Origin of the sequence: Flavobacterium plurextorum (assembly GCF_024638035.1) — a bacterium.
In the GTDB taxonomy this organism is placed as follows: domain Bacteria; phylum Bacteroidota; class Bacteroidia; order Flavobacteriales; family Flavobacteriaceae; genus Flavobacterium; species Flavobacterium plurextorum.
The window spans coordinates 682914-703245 of the sequence record NZ_CP100442.1; the positions used below are offsets into that span (position 1 = coordinate 682914).

At 33.4% G+C, this 20332-nt stretch carries 21 protein-coding genes; 8 read left to right on the forward strand and 13 right to left on the reverse strand.

What is annotated here, in order from left to right; genetic code table 11:
• Nucleotides 1-2: 2 nt before the first annotated feature.
• The 6 genes from NLG42_RS03250 (at nt 3) to NLG42_RS03275 (ending at nt 6054) form a co-directional block, all read left to right on the forward strand.
• The gene (locus tag NLG42_RS03250; protein WP_089057066.1) at nt 3-1322 is read left to right on the forward strand and encodes a GntP family permease; all 1320 of its coding nucleotides are present in this window, start codon (nt 3-5) and stop codon (nt 1320-1322) included.
• 4 nt (nt 1323-1326) lie between these two features.
• Nucleotides 1327-1794 carry a RidA family protein gene (locus tag NLG42_RS03255; RefSeq protein WP_089054685.1) on the forward strand — a complete coding sequence of 156 codons (468 nt, stop codon included), beginning with the start codon at nt 1327-1329 and terminating at the stop codon, nt 1792-1794.
• 255 nt (nt 1795-2049) lie between these two features.
• Entirely contained in the window at nt 2050-3078 is a 1029-nt protein-coding gene (locus NLG42_RS03260; protein WP_257682991.1) for a sugar kinase, read from the forward strand.
• A gap of 9 nt (nt 3079-3087) precedes the next feature.
• Entirely contained in the window at nt 3088-3735 is a 648-nt protein-coding gene (locus tag NLG42_RS03265) for a bifunctional 4-hydroxy-2-oxoglutarate aldolase/2-dehydro-3-deoxy-phosphogluconate aldolase (protein WP_257682992.1), read from the forward strand.
• Nucleotides 3736-3738: 3 nt separating this feature from the next.
• Complete coding sequence (locus tag NLG42_RS03270) at nt 3739-4854, forward strand: D-TA family PLP-dependent enzyme (RefSeq protein ID WP_257682993.1); 1116 nt, start codon at nt 3739-3741, stop codon at nt 4852-4854.
• Between the two features lie 129 nt (nt 4855-4983).
• Nucleotides 4984-6054 (forward strand): dipeptidase, encoded by a 1071-nt coding sequence (locus NLG42_RS03275; protein WP_257682994.1) that lies wholly within the window; start codon nt 4984-4986, stop codon nt 6052-6054.
• Here NLG42_RS03275 and NLG42_RS03280 read toward each other — a convergent pair.
• Nucleotides 6051-6827, reverse strand: a complete 777-nt coding sequence (locus NLG42_RS03280; protein ID WP_089057070.1) for a DeoR/GlpR family DNA-binding transcription regulator — start codon at nt 6825-6827, stop codon at nt 6051-6053. The genes NLG42_RS03275 and NLG42_RS03280 overlap by 4 nt on opposite strands.
• 191 nt (nt 6828-7018) lie before the next feature.
• Between NLG42_RS03280 and NLG42_RS03285 the strand changes: the two genes are divergently transcribed.
• Nucleotides 7019-9322, forward strand: coding sequence for a family 20 glycosylhydrolase (locus tag NLG42_RS03285; RefSeq protein WP_257682995.1), 2304 nt, complete (start codon nt 7019-7021; stop codon nt 9320-9322).
• 83 nt (nt 9323-9405) lie between these two features.
• On the opposite strand, the gene NLG42_RS03290 is transcribed toward NLG42_RS03285, so the two are convergent.
• The 4 genes from NLG42_RS03290 to NLG42_RS03305 all read right to left on the reverse strand — a co-directional run bounded on the left by NLG42_RS03290 (nt 9406) and on the right by NLG42_RS03305 (nt 13675).
• Entirely contained in the window at nt 9406-9873 is a 468-nt protein-coding gene (locus tag NLG42_RS03290) for a hypothetical protein (protein WP_257682996.1), read from the reverse strand.
• Nucleotides 9874-10156: 283 nt separating this feature from the next.
• Nucleotides 10157-10903, reverse strand: a complete 747-nt coding sequence (locus NLG42_RS03295; protein WP_089054678.1) for a succinate dehydrogenase/fumarate reductase iron-sulfur subunit — start codon at nt 10901-10903, stop codon at nt 10157-10159.
• Nucleotides 10904-10997: 94 nt separating this feature from the next.
• Nucleotides 10998-12998 carry a fumarate reductase/succinate dehydrogenase flavoprotein subunit gene (locus NLG42_RS03300; protein WP_089057072.1) on the reverse strand — a complete coding sequence of 667 codons (2001 nt, stop codon included), beginning with the start codon at nt 12996-12998 and terminating at the stop codon, nt 10998-11000.
• 11 nt (nt 12999-13009) lie between these two features.
• Nucleotides 13010-13675: a succinate dehydrogenase cytochrome b subunit gene (locus NLG42_RS03305; protein ID WP_089054676.1), complete on the reverse strand. Its 666-nt coding sequence runs from the start codon at nt 13673-13675 to the stop codon at nt 13010-13012.
• A gap of 358 nt (nt 13676-14033) precedes the next feature.
• Here NLG42_RS03305 and NLG42_RS03310 point away from each other — a divergent pair, with 358 nt between their 5' ends.
• Entirely contained in the window at nt 14034-15395 is a 1362-nt protein-coding gene (locus tag NLG42_RS03310) for a hydroxymethylglutaryl-CoA synthase family protein (RefSeq protein WP_257682997.1), read from the forward strand.
• Nucleotides 15396-15623: 228 nt separating this feature from the next.
• On the opposite strand, the gene NLG42_RS03315 is transcribed toward NLG42_RS03310, so the two are convergent.
• The 8 genes from NLG42_RS03315 to NLG42_RS03350 form a co-directional block, all read right to left on the reverse strand.
• Entirely contained in the window at nt 15624-15782 is a 159-nt protein-coding gene (locus NLG42_RS03315; protein ID WP_307774300.1) for a hypothetical protein, read from the reverse strand.
• 106 nt (nt 15783-15888) lie between these two features.
• Nucleotides 15889-16260 (reverse strand): hypothetical protein, encoded by a 372-nt coding sequence (locus tag NLG42_RS03320; RefSeq protein WP_257682998.1) that lies wholly within the window; start codon nt 16258-16260, stop codon nt 15889-15891.
• A 37-nt stretch (nt 16261-16297) separates the two neighbouring features.
• Entirely contained in the window at nt 16298-16858 is a 561-nt protein-coding gene (locus tag NLG42_RS03325; RefSeq protein WP_257682999.1) for a hypothetical protein, read from the reverse strand.
• A 102-nt stretch (nt 16859-16960) separates the two neighbouring features.
• Nucleotides 16961-17701 carry a LytTR family DNA-binding domain-containing protein gene (locus NLG42_RS03330; protein ID WP_257683000.1) on the reverse strand — a complete coding sequence of 247 codons (741 nt, stop codon included), beginning with the start codon at nt 17699-17701 and terminating at the stop codon, nt 16961-16963.
• Nucleotides 17702-17721: 20 nt separating this feature from the next.
• Nucleotides 17722-18171 carry a GNAT family N-acetyltransferase gene (locus NLG42_RS03335; RefSeq protein ID WP_257683001.1) on the reverse strand — a complete coding sequence of 150 codons (450 nt, stop codon included), beginning with the start codon at nt 18169-18171 and terminating at the stop codon, nt 17722-17724.
• Between the two features lie 38 nt (nt 18172-18209).
• Entirely contained in the window at nt 18210-18515 is a 306-nt protein-coding gene (locus NLG42_RS03340) for a hypothetical protein (RefSeq protein ID WP_257683002.1), read from the reverse strand.
• A gap of 13 nt (nt 18516-18528) precedes the next feature.
• A complete protein-coding gene (locus tag NLG42_RS03345; RefSeq protein WP_257683003.1) occupies nt 18529-18966 on the reverse strand; it encodes a GNAT family N-acetyltransferase in 438 nt (145 codons plus the stop codon).
• A 16-nt stretch (nt 18967-18982) separates the two neighbouring features.
• A complete protein-coding gene (locus NLG42_RS03350; protein WP_257683004.1) occupies nt 18983-20329 on the reverse strand; it encodes a bactofilin family protein in 1347 nt (448 codons plus the stop codon).
• Between the last annotated feature and the right edge of the window lie 3 nt (nt 20330-20332).

Below are 20332 nucleotides of genomic sequence, written 5' to 3' on the forward strand. Positions count from 1 at the left end.
AAATGAGCATTTTAATTCTTACGGCATGCATTGCATTTTTAATCATTCAAATTGCTTGGTTTAAAATCAATCCGTTTATTGCTTTTATAATAACAGCTTTATTAGCAGGTCTTTTTTTAGGCCTGCCAATAAACACATTGTCACAAACAGTACAAAAAGGTTTAGGCGAAATGCTGGGCTCAATCACATTGATTATTGTGTTTGGAACCTGTATTGGAAAACTAACCGTTTCATCAGGAGCGGCCAATGTTATTGCCAAAACAGTTATGGGATGGACAGGCAAAAAATACGTACGTTTAGGCTTAATGATTACAGGTTTTATTGTTGGGATACCTCTATTTTATAGTGTTGGATTTGTTTTGTTAGTACCTCTAATCTTTTCAGTAGCCCATCAATTTAAATTGTCAAAAGTATATCTGGGAATCCCTATGCTTGCGTCGCTTTCAGTAGCACACGGTTTTTTGCCCCCACATCCTTCTCCAATGGCGTTAAGCAGTATTTTAAATGCCGACATTGGACTTGTTTTGATTTACGGAATAATAATAGCGATTCCAACTATTTTTATTGCGGGTTTATTGTTTTCTAATTTGCTTAAAAACATCAAAACCGAATCTGATCACGAAATTATAAATGTTGAAGAAGTTGCCAATCAAGGCAGACTTCCAAGCTTTTCTCTTAGCTTATTTTCTGCTTTATTTCCTGTTTTCGGATTAACGGTTACTTCTTTACTGCCGTTGATTTCAACAAATGAAAACTTAGTAAACATTTGTAAAACAATAGGAGAACCAAGCATGATTATGCTGATATCACTGCTTCTTTGCACCTATACGTTAGGAATTAGAATGAACCGAAGCCTTGTATCTGTAATGGATGATTATGCCATTGCCATAAAAGATGTCGCTTTGATCGTTTTAATCGTAGGCGGTGCTGGAAGTTTAAAAGAAGTTATGATTGTAAGCGGTGTAAACGACACTATTGTTGCTGCTTTAACACAAATAAACATTCATCCGTATTTATTGGCTTGGATAATGGCCGCGATCATTCGCGTTTGTGTTGGCTCTGCAACCGCTGCCGGATTAATGACAGCCAGCGTTTTATTGCCTTTACTGGAGCTTAATGGCTTAGATCCAAACTTACTGGTTTTATCAGTTGGTGCAGGAAGTTTGATGTGCTCGCATGTAAACGATCCAAGTTTTTGGATGTTCAAAGAATATTTTAATATCAGCCTGAAAGATACTTTTAAATCATGGACAGTCATGGAATCATTGGTATCTGTTTTAGGAATCATTTTCGTTTTTATTTTAAACTCTATAATACATTAATATCATGAATTTATTACCACAAGAAAAATTTGACACTCTTGGTTTGTCTTTACCGCCAGCGCCTCAGCCTTTGGGTATTTACAAACCCTATTTAGTTGATGGTAAATATTTATACCTTTCAGGTCACGGTCCTGTTAGAGACGACAAATCCTTAATCATTGGTCGAATTGGCGATGATATGGATATCGAAGAAGGAAAATTAGCAGCAAGGCAAGTCGGACTAACCATGCTTTCTACAATAGTAACCAATTTTGGGAGTCTGAACAAAGTAAAAAGAGTCATAAAAGTACTTGGAATGGTGAACTGCAATGGCGATTTTTTAAGACATCCTTATGTAATAAACGGCTGCAGCGAATTGTTTGCGGAAGTTTGGGGACAAGAAAACGGAATTGGAGTACGAAGCGCTGTGGGAATGGGTTCTTTACCTGATAATATTCCTGTAGAAGTTGAAGCTGTTTTCGAATTATATTAGATTAAAAAAATTAGCCCGCAGATTAAACGGATTGGCACAGATTATTTTTTTTCAAACACATAGAAACATAGATTTTTTAGCTGAATACTAGAAGGAAGTAAAAAAGCTAGCTTTTACACATAGCTATGTTTGTTAATGCAAGTGAAACGCCTTTTATACGGTTTTAAAAACTATGTCTCTATGTGTTCAAAAAAAATAAGCGCTACGTTTAAAAATCATTTTAATCCATATAATCTGTGGGAAAAAACAAAAAATATGAATACAACACCACAAACTAGAATTGCAACTTTTGGAGAGTTATTACTCCGAATGAATGTTGCTGATGGAAACCGATTTACGCAGGCCAATGAAATAAAAATTCACGTAGGCGGCGCCGAAGCAAATGTTTGTGTTTTACTTTCTCAACTCGGAATTCAAACCGATTATATTACCCGACTGCCGCAAAATGATTTGGCACAATTAGCTTTAAACGAACTTCAAAAATACAATGTTAATACTTCAAAATGTGTTTATGGCGGAGAACGTTTAGGTTTATATTTTGTTGAATCTGGCAATCAAATCAGACAATCTCAGGTAATTTACGACCGAAGCAATTCCTCTTTTTCAACCATTCAAAAAGATCAAATTGATTGGGATAAAGTTTTAGAAGATGTTACGCATTTTCACTGGTCAGGAATAAGTCCGGGAGTTTCAAACGAAGCTGGTTTAGCCTGCAAAGAAGCAATTCTTGCGGCGCACAAAAAAGGTCTGCCTATTTCTTCTGATTTTAATTATCGCTCGAAATTATGGCAGTACGGAAAACATCCTTCTGAAATTATGCCAGATTTACTTCAATACAGCACAATTACAGTAGCCGATTTAGATGCCATTGAAATTTATTTCGGAATCAAAACCGATATAAATGAATCCGATGAAAATCGATTTCAAAAAACATTTGAGTTATTAAAGGAAAAAATGCCCTACTTAAAAACATTAGCAATGAGTTTTAGAAAATCCGAAGGACAGGCACATCTGTACAAAGGATTACTGATTCATGAAGGCAATTTTTTCCAAACTCAAGAACACAAAATACATGTTGTAACAGACCAAATTGGTTCTGGAGATGCTTTCAATGCGGGATTATTATACGGATTATCCAATAAATTATCTGGACAAGAATGTATTGAATGGGCAACAGCCTGCGGCGTAATCAAACAAAGTATACATGGCGATTTTGCAATAAGCAGCAACGCCGAAATAAGTCATTTTATTAAAAACGGCTCAAGTAACAGAATTAATAGATAAAATAAGAATATGTACAGCATTTTAAAAACGCAAGGTGTACTTCCGTTAGTAACCCAAATCGACATCGAAACTGCCCAAATAATATTACGATCAGCGGCTGATGCTGGCATTAAAATTATTGAGTTTGCTGCGCGTTCAAATGACTCTAAAGAAGTTTTCAGCCAAATGGTAAACTTTAAAAAGGCGAACAATTTAAACATTAAAATAGCTGTTGGATCTATTTTGACTATTGAAGATGCAGAGACCTACCACAAACTAGGAGCCGATTGCATTGTATGTCCGCATACTGATTTAGAAATTGGCAATTACTGTATTAAAAATAACATTTACTGGATTCCAGGAGCCGCTACATTAAACGAAATTCTTTATGCCAACAAACAAGGAGCAGAAATAGTAAAGCTATTTCCTGCTGATAAAATTGGAGGACCAGGATATGTAAAAGCAATAAAAGCACCATTTCCAAACTTAAAAATAATGCCGACTGGAGGCGTAACTTTAGAAGAAAGTAATTTAAAATCTTGGTTTAAATCTGGAGTTGTATGCGTTGGAATTGGTTCAAACTTATTTTCAAAAGAAATGCTGCAGCATTTAACTTATGATCAATCGCTCGAAGCATTTCAAAATTTAATTGAAATAATCGAAAAAATAAGAAACTAGATTATGCAAAAAAAATGGTGGAAAATTAATTCCGAAACTCAACTTGATACCCCATATCTGGCAGTGTACGAAGATCGTCTCCGCTGTAATATTGAATATCTGATAAGTTTGGTAAAAGGAGACACTCAAAAGCTTCGCCCTCATATCAAAACACATAAAATAGGCGAAATTCTTGAGTTGTTTAAAATTTACAATATCAAAAAAGTAAAATGCGCTACAATAGCAGAGGCAGAACTTGCTGCCATACACCAAGTTCCAGATGTACTTCTTGCCTATCAGCCGGTTGGTCTTAAAGCTGACCGATGGATTTTACTTATTCAAAAATATCCAGAAGTTCATTTTTCTACCATTGTCGACAATTTAGAATCTGCAAAAACATTAAATGAAACCGCTTTAGAACACAATTTAAATCTCACCATTTATCTGGATTTAAATACTGGAATGAACAGAACAGGAATCGCTGTTTCTGAAAATTGGGGCGCTTTAATAAAAAAAATTATTCAGTTAAAAAATATCAATTTGGCTGGCATTCATATTTATGATGGTCATTTGAAAGGCAGTATCGAACAGCGAAAAGACGCAGCTCAAGAATCCTTTACAAAAATCACTGATGAAATTGAAAAACTACAGCAAAATCTAGATTACGAATTAAAAATTGTTGCCGGCGGATCAAATACATTCCCATTTTATGCCTATCAGGAAAATGTAGAATGCAGTCCCGGTACTTTTGTTTTTTGGGATGCCAATTATCAAACCAATTTACCCGAACAATTATTTAAACCTGCACTGGTTATAGTTGGAACAATTATTTCAAAACCAACTGCGTCAACTTTTTGCATTGATATTGGATATAAAGCAGTTTCTTCAGAAAACCCAATTGATAAAAGATTAGTAATCTTAAATGATGAAGATTTAATTCCTGTTTCCCATTCAGAAGAACATTTGATTATAGAAAACAAAGGCCAAAATGATTATAAAATTGGCGATACGATTTACGCACTTCCTTATCATGTTTGCCCAACCTGCGCTTTGTATGATACTGTACAGGTAATAAATAAAGAAAACCGTATTTGCGACCAATGGCAGGTTGCGGCAAGAAGCAGAACAATTAATATCTAGCAGCAGAAAAAGTAGAATAAAGAAAAAAGAATAGAAAATAGAGCGAAGAAGAAAGAGAATAGACCTCATAATAACACTTGTCTAAAGAACCTCTGAGCCTTTGAACCTTTGTGCCTTAAAAAAAATAATATGTTTATAATAGACGCCCATTTAGACCTGAGCATGAATGCAATGGAATGGAATAGAGATTTACGAAATGATGTTACCACTTTGCGTCATTTAGAAAAAGGAATGACTGATAAACCAGATCGTGAACGCGCAACGGTTTCATTACCCGATTTACGAAAAGGAAACATCGGAATTGTGGTTGCTACTCAAATTGCAAGATTTGTAAAACCCGACAGTATTATTCCGGGCTGGAATTCTCCTGAACAAGCTTGGGCACAAACGCAAGGACAGCTTACTTGGTACAAAACCATGGAAGAAGCGGGAGAAATGACACAAATTACAGATAAAAAATCGCTCCAAAAACAAATTGATTTATGGAATGACGGCACTCCAAATAACAAAAAACCAATTGGTTATATTTTGAGTTTAGAAGGTGCTGATTCTATTATTGACATTTCTTATTTAGAAAAAGCATACAATTACGGATTACGAGCTATTGGCCCAGCACATTACGGTCGGGGCAGATACGCAAACGGAACAGATGCAACAGGAAAAATGAATCAAAACGGGCTTGATTTATTGAAAGAAATGGAACGTTTAAACATTATTTTGGACGCAACTCATTTGTGCGACGATGCTTTCTGGCAGGCTTTAGATCATTATAATGGTCCAGTTTGGGCAAGTCATAACAACTGCCGAAGTTTGGTTGATCACAATCGTCAATACAGCGATGAAATGGTTAAAGCTTTAGTTTCTAGAGGAGCCGTTATTGGAGGTGCTTTAGATGCATGGATGTTGGTTCCGAATTGGCAAAGAGGTGTTTCGATGCCTTTAGAAATGAATTGCAATTTAGAAACCGTTTTTAAACACATGGATCACATTTGTCAATTGGCTGGAAATGCAAATCACATTGGTGTCGGTTCAGATTTGGACGGTGCTTTTGGTACAGAACAATCTCCGTATGATTTAAATACAATAGCCGATTTGCAAAAATTGGTCTTGATCTTTAAAAACAACGGATATTCTGATGCAGATTTAGACAAAATTTTTCACCAGAACTGGATTAATTTTTTAATGAAGAATTGGGATTAAACAAAAACTAAACTTGGAACTGCCTTCTTATACGCTTGTAATTTTTCGTCGTTAGGATCAACTTCCGTAACAACGTAATCTACCTCAGATAAGTTGGCAATTTTCATTTTTAGAACCGTATCTAATTTTTCAGAAATAGTAAGAATCGCTGTTTTTTCAGAAGCCTGAATCATTGCTTTTTTTACCTGAACCGTTTCCCAATCAGAATCTGAGAAACCGCCTTCAACGTCTAAAGCATTTGTTCCCAATATTAACAAATCAACTTTAATATTAGCCAATTGATTATAAACATCGCCGCTCACACACATTTGGCTGTAAGATGAAATACTGCCGCCAATCATTATAATTTTAACATTAGGTTTGTCTAGAAGTTCAACTGCAGACAAAACAGTAACAGTAAAAATGGTCAAGTTTAAGTAGTCAGGAATTAATCGGATAAACTCTCTAATTGTTGTACCGCCGCCCAATAACAAAACCATTCCATCGCGAAGCAACCCTATTGTTTTTTGTGCAATAATCTGTTTCGACTCGCCTGCATAAGTTTGATTTGATGAAGAATGGTGATAGGCTTTTGTCATTGCACCGCCTTTCACTTTTATCAATAACGATTCAGATTCAAGTTCATTAACATCACGTCTAACAGTATCTTCCGAAACAAACAATTTTACCGATAGTGTTTCAAAACTTACACGGGTATGCAGATTTATCTCTTTTAAAATAAGATTTTTACGTTCTTCCTTCGTGTAATTTACCAACTCATTATCATTATTCATGCAAATTCATTTTTATAAAAACAAAGGTAAACAATAAATGCAATATTATTGCGAAACAAATTATAACAGAAAGTAACCAAAAAGTTAATTAGCCTATTACAAAGACATTTAAACAAATTTTAGTTTTGCATATTTTTTGCAAAAAGCATCTCATAAATTTTAAATTTGTTTTATAAATCAAGAAAACGACCATGCAAAAAAGTATCCTTTTATTTTTAATGATTTGCTGTTTCTTCGGAAATGCCCAAAACTCATCCAATAACAATACAATAATCCCAGAACCAAACTTTTACAAAGTTACTGGAGACAGTATTCGAATTAACGGATTGATAAAAGTTGTTTTTAAAGACAATAAATTCAGCACTAAAGAAAAAAGGACAGCTTCGATTTTTGAATCGGTTGTAAACTCCAATGTATCCAATAAAAAAAGCAATATTGAAGTTTTATTTATTGCCCAAACTCCAAGTTCATCGGAAAAAAGAGAAGCTTACAAAATCAATATAACTTCAAAAAAAATAACCGTTACCGGAAGCGAAGAAGGATTGTTCTATGCTGTTCAGAGTTTATTGCAGCTGCTCCCAAACCAACCCAAAAATCAGGAAATAAAACTTCCTTGCGTAACTATCGAGGACGAACCAAGATATACGTATCGCGGATTACATTTGGATGTTTGCCGTCACTTTTTCACCGTTGATGTTATAAAAGATTTTATAGCACAGATGTCTTATTATAAATTAAATAATTTCCATTGGCACTTAACTGACGATCAAGGCTGGAGAATCGAGATAAAAAAATATCCAAAACTAACCGAAGTAGGATCAAAGAGAGCCCAGACTTTAGTTGGAAATAAGTTTGAAAGATTCCCTTATTTTTTTGATGGAAATCCATACGGAGGTTTTTACACACAGGAAGAAATCAAAGACGTTGTAAAATTTGCCGAAGAACATTACGTAAACATCATTCCTGAAATCGAAATGCCGGGACACGCAACAGCTGCCGTAACTGCGTATCCTAATTTATCCTGCTTTCCTGACCGCCAATATAAAGTTGTTGAATATTGGGGTGTTTTTGAAGATATATTCTGTGCCGGGAAAGAAGAAACTTTTACATTTTTAGAAGATGTTTTAACTGAGGTTATGGCTTTGTTTCCGAGTAAATATATTCATATTGGCGGAGATGAATGTCCAAAAGCAAGATGGAAAGAATGTCCAAACTGCCAGAAAAAAATCAAAGAACTAGGCATAAAAGACGAGCACGAATTGCAAACGTATTTAACAACCAGAATTGAAAAATTCCTAAATGCAAACGGCAGACAAATTTTAGGCTGGGATGAAATGCTTGAAGGCGGACTGGCTCCAAATGCAGCCGTAATGTCTTGGCGTGGAGAATCTGGCGGTATCAGCGCCGCCAAGCAAAAACATTTTGTTATCATGAATCCTGAACAATTTTTATATCTGGATTACAATCAAGGCTACTCTCCACAAGAACCGCTTACTGTTGGAAGACTAGTAACTGTCGAAAAAATCTACAACTATAACCCAACTCCTGTTGACAGTTTAACAATTGATGAACAGAAATATATTTTGGGAGTTCAATCTAATCTTTGGTCTGAATATTTGACGAGTCCAGCCAAATTAAACTACCAAATTTATCCCCGAGTATTTGCTTTGGCTGAAATTGCCTGGACAAAACCTCAAAATAAAAACTACAATAGTTTCATCTTAAACCGAATGCCACATCATTTAGAAAAACTAGAATCGCAAAAACGATTGTATAAAGTTCCTGTTCCATTTGGAGCAGAAGAAACGGCGTTAATTACATCAAAATATATTCTAGATCTAAAGCCTACTATTAAAAACGGACAGATTTTTTATACAATTGACGGTTATAATCCAGATGAAACCGCTGCACTTTATGAAAAACCTGTAACGATAAACATTCCAAAAGGAGAATATAGAACTATAAAAACTGTTCAAATAAGTCCGAGCGGAAGAAAGAGTTCTATTAATAAAATAATAGTCAAAAATCCTGATTTAAAAACCGCTCTCTCTATAAAACCAACAAAACAAGGCTTAAAGTTCGATTATTATACCGGAAAATTATTCCAGCAAGTACAAGATTTAGAATTAGTAAAACCCATTAATTCCGGAATTCTTGAAGGCAAAATAAGCAGCGAGAAATGGAAAACGAAATTGGAGCGTTATATCGGCTTAAAATTTAACGGATATATCTACATTCCAGAAACAGCAAATTATACCTTTTCAACACTTTCAGACGACGGATCGAAGCTTTTTATAGATGACGAACTAATTGTTGATAACGACGGTATTCATTGGCTTAATGAAGCTTATGGAGTCGTAAAATTGGAGAAAGGTTTTCACAAAATAAACATCAGCTATTTTGACCAGATTGGAGGAACAACTTTAAACTGTTTCATACAACAAGAAGGAAAAGAAAAACAAGAAATAAATGCTTCACAATTATTTTATGAATAGACCACAAAAAAACGCATCCGCCTAAGCGGATGCGTTTTATCTTCTTTAAATTCTTTCAGAATCTATTATAAAAATTAAAAGTTTTAAAAATTAGAATATTCCCAATCAACCTCATATTTAAAAATTTCATTTCTTATTTTTTTAAGTACAAAAATTTTAAAATATGTCTGATACCCTGTTGGTGGATAAATAAGTTTAATTTTTTTTACCTTTTCAACTTCTTCTTTTTTCTTTTTAAAAAACTTATATCCATCATTCTGCAGGTCAGCTGGATTTTCAAGTTTTATCTTACTTAAAGATTCTAATAAACAACTTTCTTTTTTGTGTGTTTTTTCATCAAATTTGAATCGCTCCCCTTTAATTACAAAATAGGTCAATCCATTTTCTTTAACTTCTGTATTGTCTCTTGAAGTCGAATCAAACATTACATACTTAACAGGTTTTAAAAACTTATCTCCACCTTTATATAAAGTAAAATAATCACTAGGTTTTGCTTGTCCGCTTATTAGATTAATTGTTAGAAATACTAACAGGCAAATATTTTTTTTCATCCTGTTTATAAATTATGTCTATTACGAACATACAAATAAAAAACATTAAGAAAAAAGAAACAACCTATGGCAAACAAAATTCAACACTTATAATGTAATATTTATATCACTTCAATAAATGACTAACAGCAATAAACATATATTAATATAGTATTATAAATTCAAAAAAAAACAACATCTTCATTGGATCAATTCTACAGAACTAACCATTAGAATAGACCACAAAAAAACGCATCCGCCTAAGCGGATGCGTTTTCAATATAAACTAAAATTGCGTTCTAAATTATCCTTTCAAACTTGCTGCTAAATACTCACGGTTCATACGTGCAATATTCTCAAGTGAAATTCCTTTTGGACATTCGATTTCACAAGCTCCTGTATTTGTACAGTTACCAAAACCTTCTAAATCCATTTGGTGAACCATGTTTAATACACGGTCAACCGCCTCAACTTTACCTTGCGGTAATAAAGCATATTGAGATACTTTTGCAGAAACGAACAACATTGCTGAAGAGTTTTTACAAGTTGCAACACAAGCTCCACAACCAATACAAGCAGCAGCATCAAATGATTTATCTGCATCGTGTTTGTTAATTGGAATTGTATTTGCGTCAATTGTATTTCCTGAAGTATTTACAGAGATAAATCCTCCTGCGTGTTGAATTCTGTCAAAAGAACTTCTGTCAACAACTAAATCTTTAATTACTGGGAAAGCTTTTGCTCTAAATGGCTCGATAAAAATCGTATCACCATCTTTAAACATACGCATGTGTAACTGACAAGTTGTAACTCCTCTGTCTGGTCCGTGCGCTTCTCCATTGATAAATAAAGAACACATTCCGCAGATTCCTTCACGACAATCGTGGTCAAATGCAACTGGCTCTTCTCCTTTGTTGATTAATTGTTCGTTAAGAACATCAAGCATTTCAAGGAAAGACATATCTGGTTCGATTCCATCTATAGGATATTCTACAATCCCTCCTTTATCTTGGGCGTTTTTTTGACGCCATATTTTTAATGTAAGTTTCATACCGTTTTCGTTTGAAAGTCATAAAGTCGAAAGTCGAAAGTCGCTTGACACATTTTGCCTTTGGACTTTAAGACTTTGGCTTTCGACCAAATTCTTATTTATAACTTCTTTGAACTAATTTAATGTTTTCGTAATTAAGAGCTTCTTTGTGTAATACTGCATCACTTGGTTTTCCTTTGTATTCCCAAGCTGCAACATATGCAAAGTTCTCATCGTCACGAAGTGCTTCTCCTTCTTCTGTTTGGTATTCCTCACGGAAGTGACCACCACAAGATTCGTTACGGTGTAAAGCATCTTTCGCGAACAACTCTCCTAATTCTAAGAAATCGGCAACACGAGTTGCTTTTTCTAATTCTTGATTAAATTCGTTAGCGCTTCCTGGAACTTTTACATCTTTATAAAACTCTTCACGTAAAGCAGCAATTTCTTCGATAGCTTCATTTAAACCTTTAGCATTACGAGCCATACCTACTTTATCCCACATGATTTTTCCTAATTTCTTGTGGAAATAATCTACAGAATGTTTTCCGTTGTTATTGATGAATTTGTTAATTTGATCTACAACCGCTTTTTCAGCCTCAACGAATTCTGGTAAGTCTGTAGAAATTTCTCCCATTTTAATATCTGGAGCAAGATAATCTCCAATAGTATATGGCAATACGAAATATCCATCAGCTAAACCTTGCATTAAAGCAGAAGCTCCAAGTCTGTTTGCTCCGTGATCAGAGAAGTTAGATTCTCCAATAGAGAAACATCCAGGAATTGTAGTCATTAAGTTATAATCAACCCAAGTTCCACCCATTGTGTAGTGAACTGCAGGGTAAATCATCATTGGTGTTGTATAAGGATCTTCGTCAACGATTTTGTAATACATCTGGAATAAGTTTCCGTATTTACTTTTCACGATTGCAGCTCCTAATTTAGTTATCAAAGCAGCATCTTTATCATCTAAACCTTTTACGTAAGCATCTTCTGTTCCGTAACGTTTAATTGCTGCTGCGAAATCTAAGTAAACAGCTTCTCCTGTTTTATTAACTCCAAAACCAGCATCACATCTTTCTTTAGCTGCACGAGACGCAACGTCACGAGGAACTAAGTTACCAAAAGCTGGATATCTTCTTTCTAAGAAATAATCTCTTTCTGCTTCAGATAAATCTGTTGCTTTTTTCTTTCCTTCACGAATTGCCTGAGCATCTTCTAATTTTGCAGGAACCCAAATACGACCATCATTACGTAAAGATTCAGACATCAAAGTCAGTTTTGACTGGTGATCTCCTGAAACTGGAATACATGTTGGGTGAATTTGTGTGTAACAAGGATTTGCGAAAAACGCTCCTTTTTTATGTATTTTCCAAGCTGCTGTTGCGTTACTTCCCATAGCATTTGTTGAAAGGAAAAATACGTTTCCGTATCCTCCAGAACCAATTACTACCGCGTGAGCAGAATGTCTTTCTATTTCTCCAGTAATTAAGTTACGAGCGATAATACCTCTCGCTTTTCCGTTCACGATTACAATGTCTAACATTTCGTGACGGTTGTACATTTTTACTTTTCCACGACCAATTTGACGGTTCATTGCAGAATAAGCTCCTAACAATAATTGCTGTCCAGTTTGTCCTTGTGCATAAAATGTACGAGAAACCAAAGTTCCTCCAAAAGAACGGTTATCTAAAAGTCCGCCATATTCACGAGCCAATGGCACCCCTTGAGCCACACATTGGTCAATAATATTTGCCGAAACCTCAGCCAAACGGTGAACGTTTGCCTCACGTGCACGGTAGTCACCACCTTTTACAGTATCATAGAACAATCTGTAAACTGAGTCACCGTCACCTTTATAGTTTTTTGCTGCATTGATTCCTCCTTGAGCTGCAATAGAGTGTGCACGACGAGGTGAATCTTGAAAACAAAATGCTTTTACGTTATATCCTAACTCAGCCAAAGTAGCTGCTGCAGAACCTCCAGCCAAACCTGTACCAACAACAATAATATCTAAATTACGTTTGTTAGCAGGGTTTACTAAATTAATATGATCTTTATAATTTGTCCATTTGTCCGCTATAGGACCATTTGGAATTTTTGAATCTAATGCCATTATAATTGATATTAATTATTGAAATGATGAAATAATGCGATAATTACGAAAAGTGCCGGTACTATTACAGCAAACCAATAACCTACTTTACTTAAAAATCTAGAATACTTATTGTGCATCCCAACTGATTGAAGAGATGAACTGAATCCGTGCCAAAGGTGAAAACCTAACAACACAAACGCGATACAGTACAATCCTGTACGAATTGGGTCATGAAATTTATGCACCAATTCTCCATAATATCTTGTAGCATCTGGAGCTGTTCCTGCAATATACTTGTAGGTTACTTCTGGAAACCAAAAATCATAAAAATGCAATACTAAGAAAGCTAAAATAACTGCTCCAGAAATAATCATATTTCTTGAAGTCCAAGAAGCATTAGCCGCTCCATTGTATTTTGCATACGCAATTGGTCTTGCTGCCTTATTTTGTGCGGTTAAAATAAATCCCATTACAAAATGGAAAATTACCCCGATCGCCAAAACTGGCTGCATTACATATTGAATCAGCGGATTGTATCCCATAAAGTGAGAAGCTTCGTTGAAAACGTCTTCACTAATAATAGAAATAAAATTTAAGGAAACATGCAGCGCTAAAAACGTGATTAAGAATATTCCCGAAAGAGCCATAGCTACTTTCTTTAAGATGGAAGCATTCAATAGTGCAGATTGTGCCATAAGTGTTTAAGTAGTTTGTTTTAAAAAATTATACAAAAATAACTCAAATACAAAAGAACTACAACCATTTCGCTCTTATTTATAATGATTTTAAAATAGAACTATAGTACGTATTTTTACGTACAAAAAGAAGCTGCTAAAAAATAATTCCCTATAGAAGATTCCAAAAACCTACTCACAAAGGCTTAAACCCAAAAATCACTTCTACGTATATTGTCAAAAATTTATGATATTGATATTTTATTTAAAGTTTTAATCTGTTTTCTTCAAAAGTGCAGCTGGAGCTAAATTTAATCAATCTAAAAAATTGCCATTCCACAACATAATTTTACCTTTATCGGCTTCAAAAAAAATGAGAATGAAAACAGGAATTGACGCTATCTCTTTTGATGTAGCAAACATACACTTACCCATAAAAACTTTGGCAATCGCCAGAAATATTGAACCAGAAAAATTAGAAAAAGGTCTTGGATTACTAAAAATGACTTTCCCAGACGTTCATCAAGATGCGGTTGTGTTTGGCGCAAATGCTTTAACTAAACTTATTACCGACAATAATATTGATCTAAAAGAAATCAGCCGAATTTATGTTGGTACCGAAAGCGGAATCGACAGTTCAAAACCAATCGCTTCTTATTTAATTAATTTAATGGAGCAAAAATTTGGAGAAGATACCTTAGCCGAATGCGATGTAGTAGATTTTACTTTTGCTTGTATTGGAGGTGTTGATGCCCTACAAAACTGCCTTGACTTTGTAAAATTAAATCCAGCAAAAAAAGCAATTGTAGTAGCAACTGATTTTGCAAAATATGATTTAAATTCAGGTGGAGAATATACGCAAGGCGCTGGAGCTGTTGCAATGTTAATTAGTGCAGATCCAAAAATTATTGCTTTTGACGAAAACTGGGCAACAAGTACAAAAGGTGTTTTTGATTTCTTCAAACCATACAGAACTATCTCTAAAGACGAAATCACAAAAAACACAAACAACGATTCTTGGTTTGACAATTTAGAAGCAGAAATCGAAATTCACAAAGATCAGCCGGTTTTCGACGGACAATATTCAAATCAATGTTATATGGATCGTACGCGAAATGCTTACTTTTCATTCAAAAAATTAAAAAATACTACTGAAACATTATACAACACTTGGCATAGCATCGTAATGCACTTACCATATTCTTTTCAAGGTCGCAGAATGTTATCTGAAATTTATGCTTTAGACAGTGCTGAAAAAATTATTGCCGATGACATCGCGCCTGCAGATTATCAGACAAAAATTAAAGAAGTAGCAAAATCGGAGGATTATAGAAGTTTTGTAACGGAGAAATTACAACCTGCAGAATTGGCTTCATCATTAATTGGAAATCTTTACACAGGTTCTATTTTCATGGGATTATTATCGACTTTGGCTCATTTTTATGATACAAATGCAACAATTGCTGGAACTAAATTCGGTTTCTTAGCTTACGGAAGCGGATCGAAATCTAAAGTTTTCGAAGGAACAATTCAGCCAGAATGGAAATTGGCCTTGGCAAATGTGAAACTTTTCGAAAATTTAGCCGAAAGTGTAGAAATTGACTTCAGCACTTACGAAAGCCTTCATAAAAAAGAACAAAAACAAAGCGTTAGAACTCCAAAAAACGAATGGGTTTTAGATCGAATCGAAAAAGAAATTCCTGTTTTGATTGGAGCGAGATATTATAAATGGATTAATTAAATTCTATCCCGATAGCTATCGGGACCAAATTCCAATAAAAAAAACCGAAGCAAAAGCTTCGGTTTTTTTTAGCTATATAGTTTGTCATTTCGATCACGAGGATTCGGGATCGAAATGACAAGATTGCTTTAAAAAAACCTTTGTCAAAGTTTAAAACTTTGACAAAGGCCGCAGGACAAGAAAAGAATTCTCTAATTATCAAATTGACACATTCTCTAATTAGAGAAATTAATCCTTTTTATCCTGTTGTTCTGTTTGAACAAAACTTCCGTTAATGGAACGATCTTCAGCATTCATTCCGTTTGCCATTCCTAGCATAAAAGCGGTTATTATTAAAAGTAATTTTCTTTTTATCCAATGAAGAAGCGGTCGCTTAGATTGCTCCAAGCGAGATTTTTTATTTTGTTTATACATTTTGAAAATGATAAATGATTAGACATTATTGTATCATCTTATGCTTTGAGATTGCATAAAGCCTCAGAAATAAATTTTCTTAAGCGTTGTATAAACTTTTACCGAAATGATTTGAAATGATTATTTCATTTATAAAAACAGACTGATTTATAAATGAAGTTAATTTTTGATGAAGCAGATTTTGCAATTTCAGCAGTTTCTTAATTTGAAAAGTAAAAACATTCTCATTTTTGAGAAGCTTTAAAACAATTGAAAATCTTGTTTTTTCCCAAGAAGCAACTTGTCCAAATTTATATAAACGAGAACTTTTAAGATTTAATTCTCTTCTTAAAACTACAAACGATGATTCGTAATATTCCACCGATCTAGATTGAGAATACAAAATACCATCGTTCGCAATCACGACAAAAGCCAGAAAGAGTGCGATTAGATATTTTATATGTTTTTTCAATCTTTACGTTTTTAATTATAGAGCGAAAATACAACTTTTATTCTTGAAATACTTTTTCAACTTCTTTTTTACAAAGCAGCAAACCCAATCCTAAAACAAAAACCGCACAACTCAAAAACATACAAATTCCATTTTTCAGTACAAAAAATGAAAACCCAATAGCAGCCGAAGCAATAATAACCATCAAAGATTTTATTGTTTCTGTTTTAATAAAACCAAAAGCATGTACTGCCAAACCAATAAAAAACAAAGAAGGTCCAACGACAACAAAAGGATAAAGAATACTTGGAGAATTACTAATCTGGTTGCTTAATGCGGCTTTTGCAGCTTCGTCATTACCAAAACTTGACATGATAAAATCGATGGTGCAAAGTCCGATATGCGCAATAACACCCAAAGCTGTCAGTATAGAAGCTACTGAATTTAATCTGCTTTTAGGAAACACATCATTAAATGACAATAACAAACAGGCTCCGATTAAATTAAACCAATGAGCAAAATCAATTGGTTTTTGAAAATTGGGCAAAATTTTAGAAAAGAATAAATAACTGATCAGGAAAAATAATAATCCAAGAAGGCAAAGATGTTTTGTTTTCATACTTTATTTTTAAAATTGATGAAGCAAAACTAAAATAAAAAAACTGGTTTAAATCCCTATTTTAGTGACTTAGGTACAAAACATATTGTTTTAGGTACGAAATTATAATGTCAATAAAGTTTCTTTATAATTTTTAGAAACCGGCAGTTCAATTTGGGTCAAAATAATGGTATTTTGATTTCTCCAAGATTTAAAATGAGACGGATTTATCAAATGTGAACGATGTATTTGAACTAAAAAAGTAAAATCATCGTGAACTTTTCTGAGTGAAGATCGAATTAATTTCGAACAAAGTTTTCCGTTTTCTGTGTAAAAAATCTCAACATAATTTTGAGCATTCGAAATGCAAACCAAATCGGCTTTTTTAATCTTTAGAACATCTAGTTTATTTTCGCCTTTAATAACCAGAAAATCTTCTTTTACAGGAATTAATTTAATTAAATACCTTCTTGCTAAAATGAGTATTGGAGTTAAAATCAGCGCTACTTTAATAAATATTACCGAAAAGAATTCTGAAAAACTATATCCTCCATTTAAAATTGGGCTTTTATAATATGCATAAACCCCAAACAAATAAATCAAATAGAAGAAAATAAGACTTGTAATTTCTAAACCAACATTCCACTTTGTAATTCTTTCGTAAAAGCTTTTCTGGATAATCGTTAAAAGACCGTAACAAAAAAAGGCTGTTATACTAAAACCAAAACTAATTAAAAACCAAGCTCTAAAATTTATAGTACCGTCGTCAAAAGGCTTTATAATGAAAGCAAAAACAAAAAGCCATAACGCAATAAGCAAACCTACGATTAAGTTATGTTTTATAGATGTGTTTAGCTGTTTCACTTTGTGTATGAAGTTAGATATTAAAGTTTCATTTCCATGATTGGCATGAAACGGTTTTTTATTGAAGTTTCGAATTCTCCAATTTTTACAAATCCCATTTTAGAATAAAAACTTTCAGCATTTGGTTCTGAATCGAGTATTATTCTTTCTGCTTTTTGGTCTTTAATTCGACTTAAAAAATCAAGAACTAAATATTTACCCAATCCTTTGCCAATATATTCTGGCAAGACAAATAAATTATCAAGCTCAATTTCTTTTTCATCTTTAAAAACATATGAATAATAACCAATAATTAAATTATTAAGTATCAATTTATAAACATTATGCTCTTTAATATAATCCTGAGAAATGGTTAAATTTTTATCCCATTCCTGAATTTGCTCTGGCGAATAACCCCAAAATGCTTTTGATTTTTTGGTTATTACTGTGAGGATTTCATTGTCGGTTATTTTGGCTTGTTCTATTGTCATTGGTTTGAAAAGTATGTGAATAAAACTTTATAAAATTTTCATTTCGAATAATAATTACTGGAACCTCGATTTAATACTTTCAGTTCAAAAAAACACACATCACAAATGAGTTGAATTTGAGCAAATTCTTCAGATACATCATTCCATTCTCCTTCTTGAACCAATATCTTATCACATTCATCACACCAAGCATTTAATTCGCCATCGTCATACTCTTTTGTTGAATCTGAATCAAACGGTTCCCAAAAACCAGGAAACTCTGAGTTTACTAAATGCTGACACACAAAGGCGTTATTTCTTACTCCATGATTGTTGCATTCTACTTTTCTTTGATTTTCTGACATTAAATTATAGCATTTATTTATAAATCGTAAATTTATTATGACTCAAAGTAAATCCGAGATTCTCATAAATTGCAACATTCTCTACTCGTTTTTTATTGGTCGTCACTTCGATGCTTTTTAAATTATGCTGCTCTGCAAAATTCTTGATTTCATTTATCAATAAACGTCCAACGCCTTTACCTCTATACTTTTGATGAATAAAAAACTCCTGAATTTCACCCACTAATCCACAATGATGTAAAAGATTTTGGGTATGAAAACTAATAAATCCTAAACCTTCACTTTCGTTTTCGGCAATTAAATACACATTTCTTGGATTAGAAATATTCTCATTGAATATCCTTTCGAAAACTTCGAAATCTAAAATTTCATCTTCGAGTTCGCAAATTGATTTGTAAACGAAGTCTAGATCTTGTTTTTCTATTTTTCTAATTCTAATATTTAATACCATAATCTATTTTATAGATTTATAAATACTCATTCAATCCAATACGCTCAAACTTCTGTTTGTACTTTTGAACATATTTATTCCATTTCTCTTTACTATTATAAACCGAAAAAGCATAATTGACTGTTTCTTTACTAAAATGATTTCCAAAAACAGCATCCAAATATTCAATTCCCGAATCAATTACTTGTTCTAAAACATGCAATTTATCAATTCCGCTTTGTTTGCACGCTTTATCCAGCCACAATCCTTTTCCAATTTTTACATATTCTACAAGAAGATTTTCCGTAATAAATCGAGAAGGAACATCGTTGATATCAGGTTCATGTTTTCCGTTTTTGAAAACTAACAATATCAACTCTTCAGAGTAATATTCTTCTAGAATCAATCGCAGCATTGTACCACTTTCAGCGGCTTTAAAAGAAAGTTCCTTCGTTATAAACTGATCTGGAATTACCTGAATTGCAAAACCATCTTTACTCACTAATTTCTCGCAAAGTTCGTATGTTATTAAATCCTGATTGATAAATGGCAGTGCGTGAAATGTACTATTTAATGCCAGATTACAAAGTTCTTCGGTTTTAAATTGTTTCGGAACGAGTTTAATATCTCTATAATTTGCCAAAACGCGATCGCGCCAATATTCATAAGTTTTCGCCGGCGGATTATTTTGTTTTAAAATCAATTCGCCTCTTGCCAAATCTCGTTCTAACTCTTCAAAAGTTTCAATTAATGGATTATCCAATAACTTTCGAAGTTCATTCGAGATAATTTCATCGCCGGTTTCGTCATCATATTCACATTCATTTTTCGGATCGCCATCATCAGATCTGTCATTATAATAAAAGAGATTATTTTTTCTTTCTGCAAATATTGTATTATGATCATTTACAATAAAAACTGGAGAATCAATTAATCCTTTACAGCTAAAACTACCATGATTATAATAGGTCATAACCGCTTCTTTTGCTTTAATATTTCCTTTTACTTCAACAATTGCACCGCCTAATAATAGACTTTGACAAACAATATTTCCGTTTATAAAAACATAAGGTCCATAATCACCTTCGGCATTAATAATTGAACCGCTCACAGAGAAATTTCCATTTATCAAAACACCTTCAATTCTTATTTCTTCAACCTTTTTAATTGGAAGATTCAACAAGTTGGCAAGCCATTTTTTCTCTTTATCTTCATAAAGATCCAAATAAAAATTTCCTTCAAAATTTACATCTTCTTCTGCAGTAAGGAAAAAACCTTCGTCTTCCCAATCATCAAAATAATCGAACTTTTCATCTTCAATTAGAAAAGGATATTTAATTTTGATTTCGGCTATTGTAATTAATTTAAAATTAGAAGTCTGCATTTT

Bases quoted from the DNA above. Each gene is read 5' to 3' on its own strand.
- NLG42_RS03280 (WP_089057070.1), bottom strand. From the start codon at position 6,827: ATGAATAATGATAATGAGTTGGTAAATTACACGAAGGAAGAACGTAAA.
- NLG42_RS03275 (WP_257682994.1), top strand. From the start codon at position 4,984: ATGTTTATAATAGACGCCCATTTAGACCTGAGCATGAATGCAATGGAA.
- NLG42_RS03295 (WP_089054678.1), bottom strand. From the start codon at position 10,903: ATGAAACTTACATTAAAAATATGGCGTCAAAAAAACGCCCAAGATAAA.
- NLG42_RS03325 (WP_257682999.1), bottom strand. From the start codon at position 16,858: ATGAAAACAAAACATCTTTGCCTTCTTGGATTATTATTTTTCCTGATC.
- NLG42_RS03300 (WP_089057072.1), bottom strand. From the start codon at position 12,998: ATGGCATTAGATTCAAAAATTCCAAATGGTCCTATAGCGGACAAATGG.
- NLG42_RS03350 (WP_257683004.1), bottom strand. From the start codon at position 20,329: ATGCAGACTTCTAATTTTAAATTAATTACAATAGCCGAAATCAAAATT.
- NLG42_RS03270 (WP_257682993.1), top strand. From the start codon at position 3,739: ATGCAAAAAAAATGGTGGAAAATTAATTCCGAAACTCAACTTGATACC.
- NLG42_RS03255 (WP_089054685.1), top strand. From the start codon at position 1,327: ATGAATTTATTACCACAAGAAAAATTTGACACTCTTGGTTTGTCTTTA.
- NLG42_RS03285 (WP_257682995.1), top strand. From the start codon at position 7,019: ATGCAAAAAAGTATCCTTTTATTTTTAATGATTTGCTGTTTCTTCGGA.
- NLG42_RS03265 (WP_257682992.1), top strand. From the start codon at position 3,088: ATGTACAGCATTTTAAAAACGCAAGGTGTACTTCCGTTAGTAACCCAA.
- NLG42_RS03340 (WP_257683002.1), bottom strand. From the start codon at position 18,515: ATGTCAGAAAATCAAAGAAAAGTAGAATGCAACAATCATGGAGTAAGA.
- NLG42_RS03305 (WP_089054676.1), bottom strand. From the start codon at position 13,675: ATGGCACAATCTGCACTATTGAATGCTTCCATCTTAAAGAAAGTAGCT.
- NLG42_RS03310 (WP_257682997.1), top strand. From the start codon at position 14,034: ATGAAAACAGGAATTGACGCTATCTCTTTTGATGTAGCAAACATACAC.
- NLG42_RS03335 (WP_257683001.1), bottom strand. From the start codon at position 18,171: ATGACAATAGAACAAGCCAAAATAACCGACAATGAAATCCTCACAGTA.
- NLG42_RS03250 (WP_089057066.1), top strand. From the start codon at position 3: ATGAGCATTTTAATTCTTACGGCATGCATTGCATTTTTAATCATTCAA.
- NLG42_RS03290 (WP_257682996.1), bottom strand. From the start codon at position 9,873: ATGAAAAAAAATATTTGCCTGTTAGTATTTCTAACAATTAATCTAATA.
- NLG42_RS03260 (WP_257682991.1), top strand. From the start codon at position 2,050: ATGAATACAACACCACAAACTAGAATTGCAACTTTTGGAGAGTTATTA.
- NLG42_RS03345 (WP_257683003.1), bottom strand. From the start codon at position 18,966: ATGGTATTAAATATTAGAATTAGAAAAATAGAAAAACAAGATCTAGAC.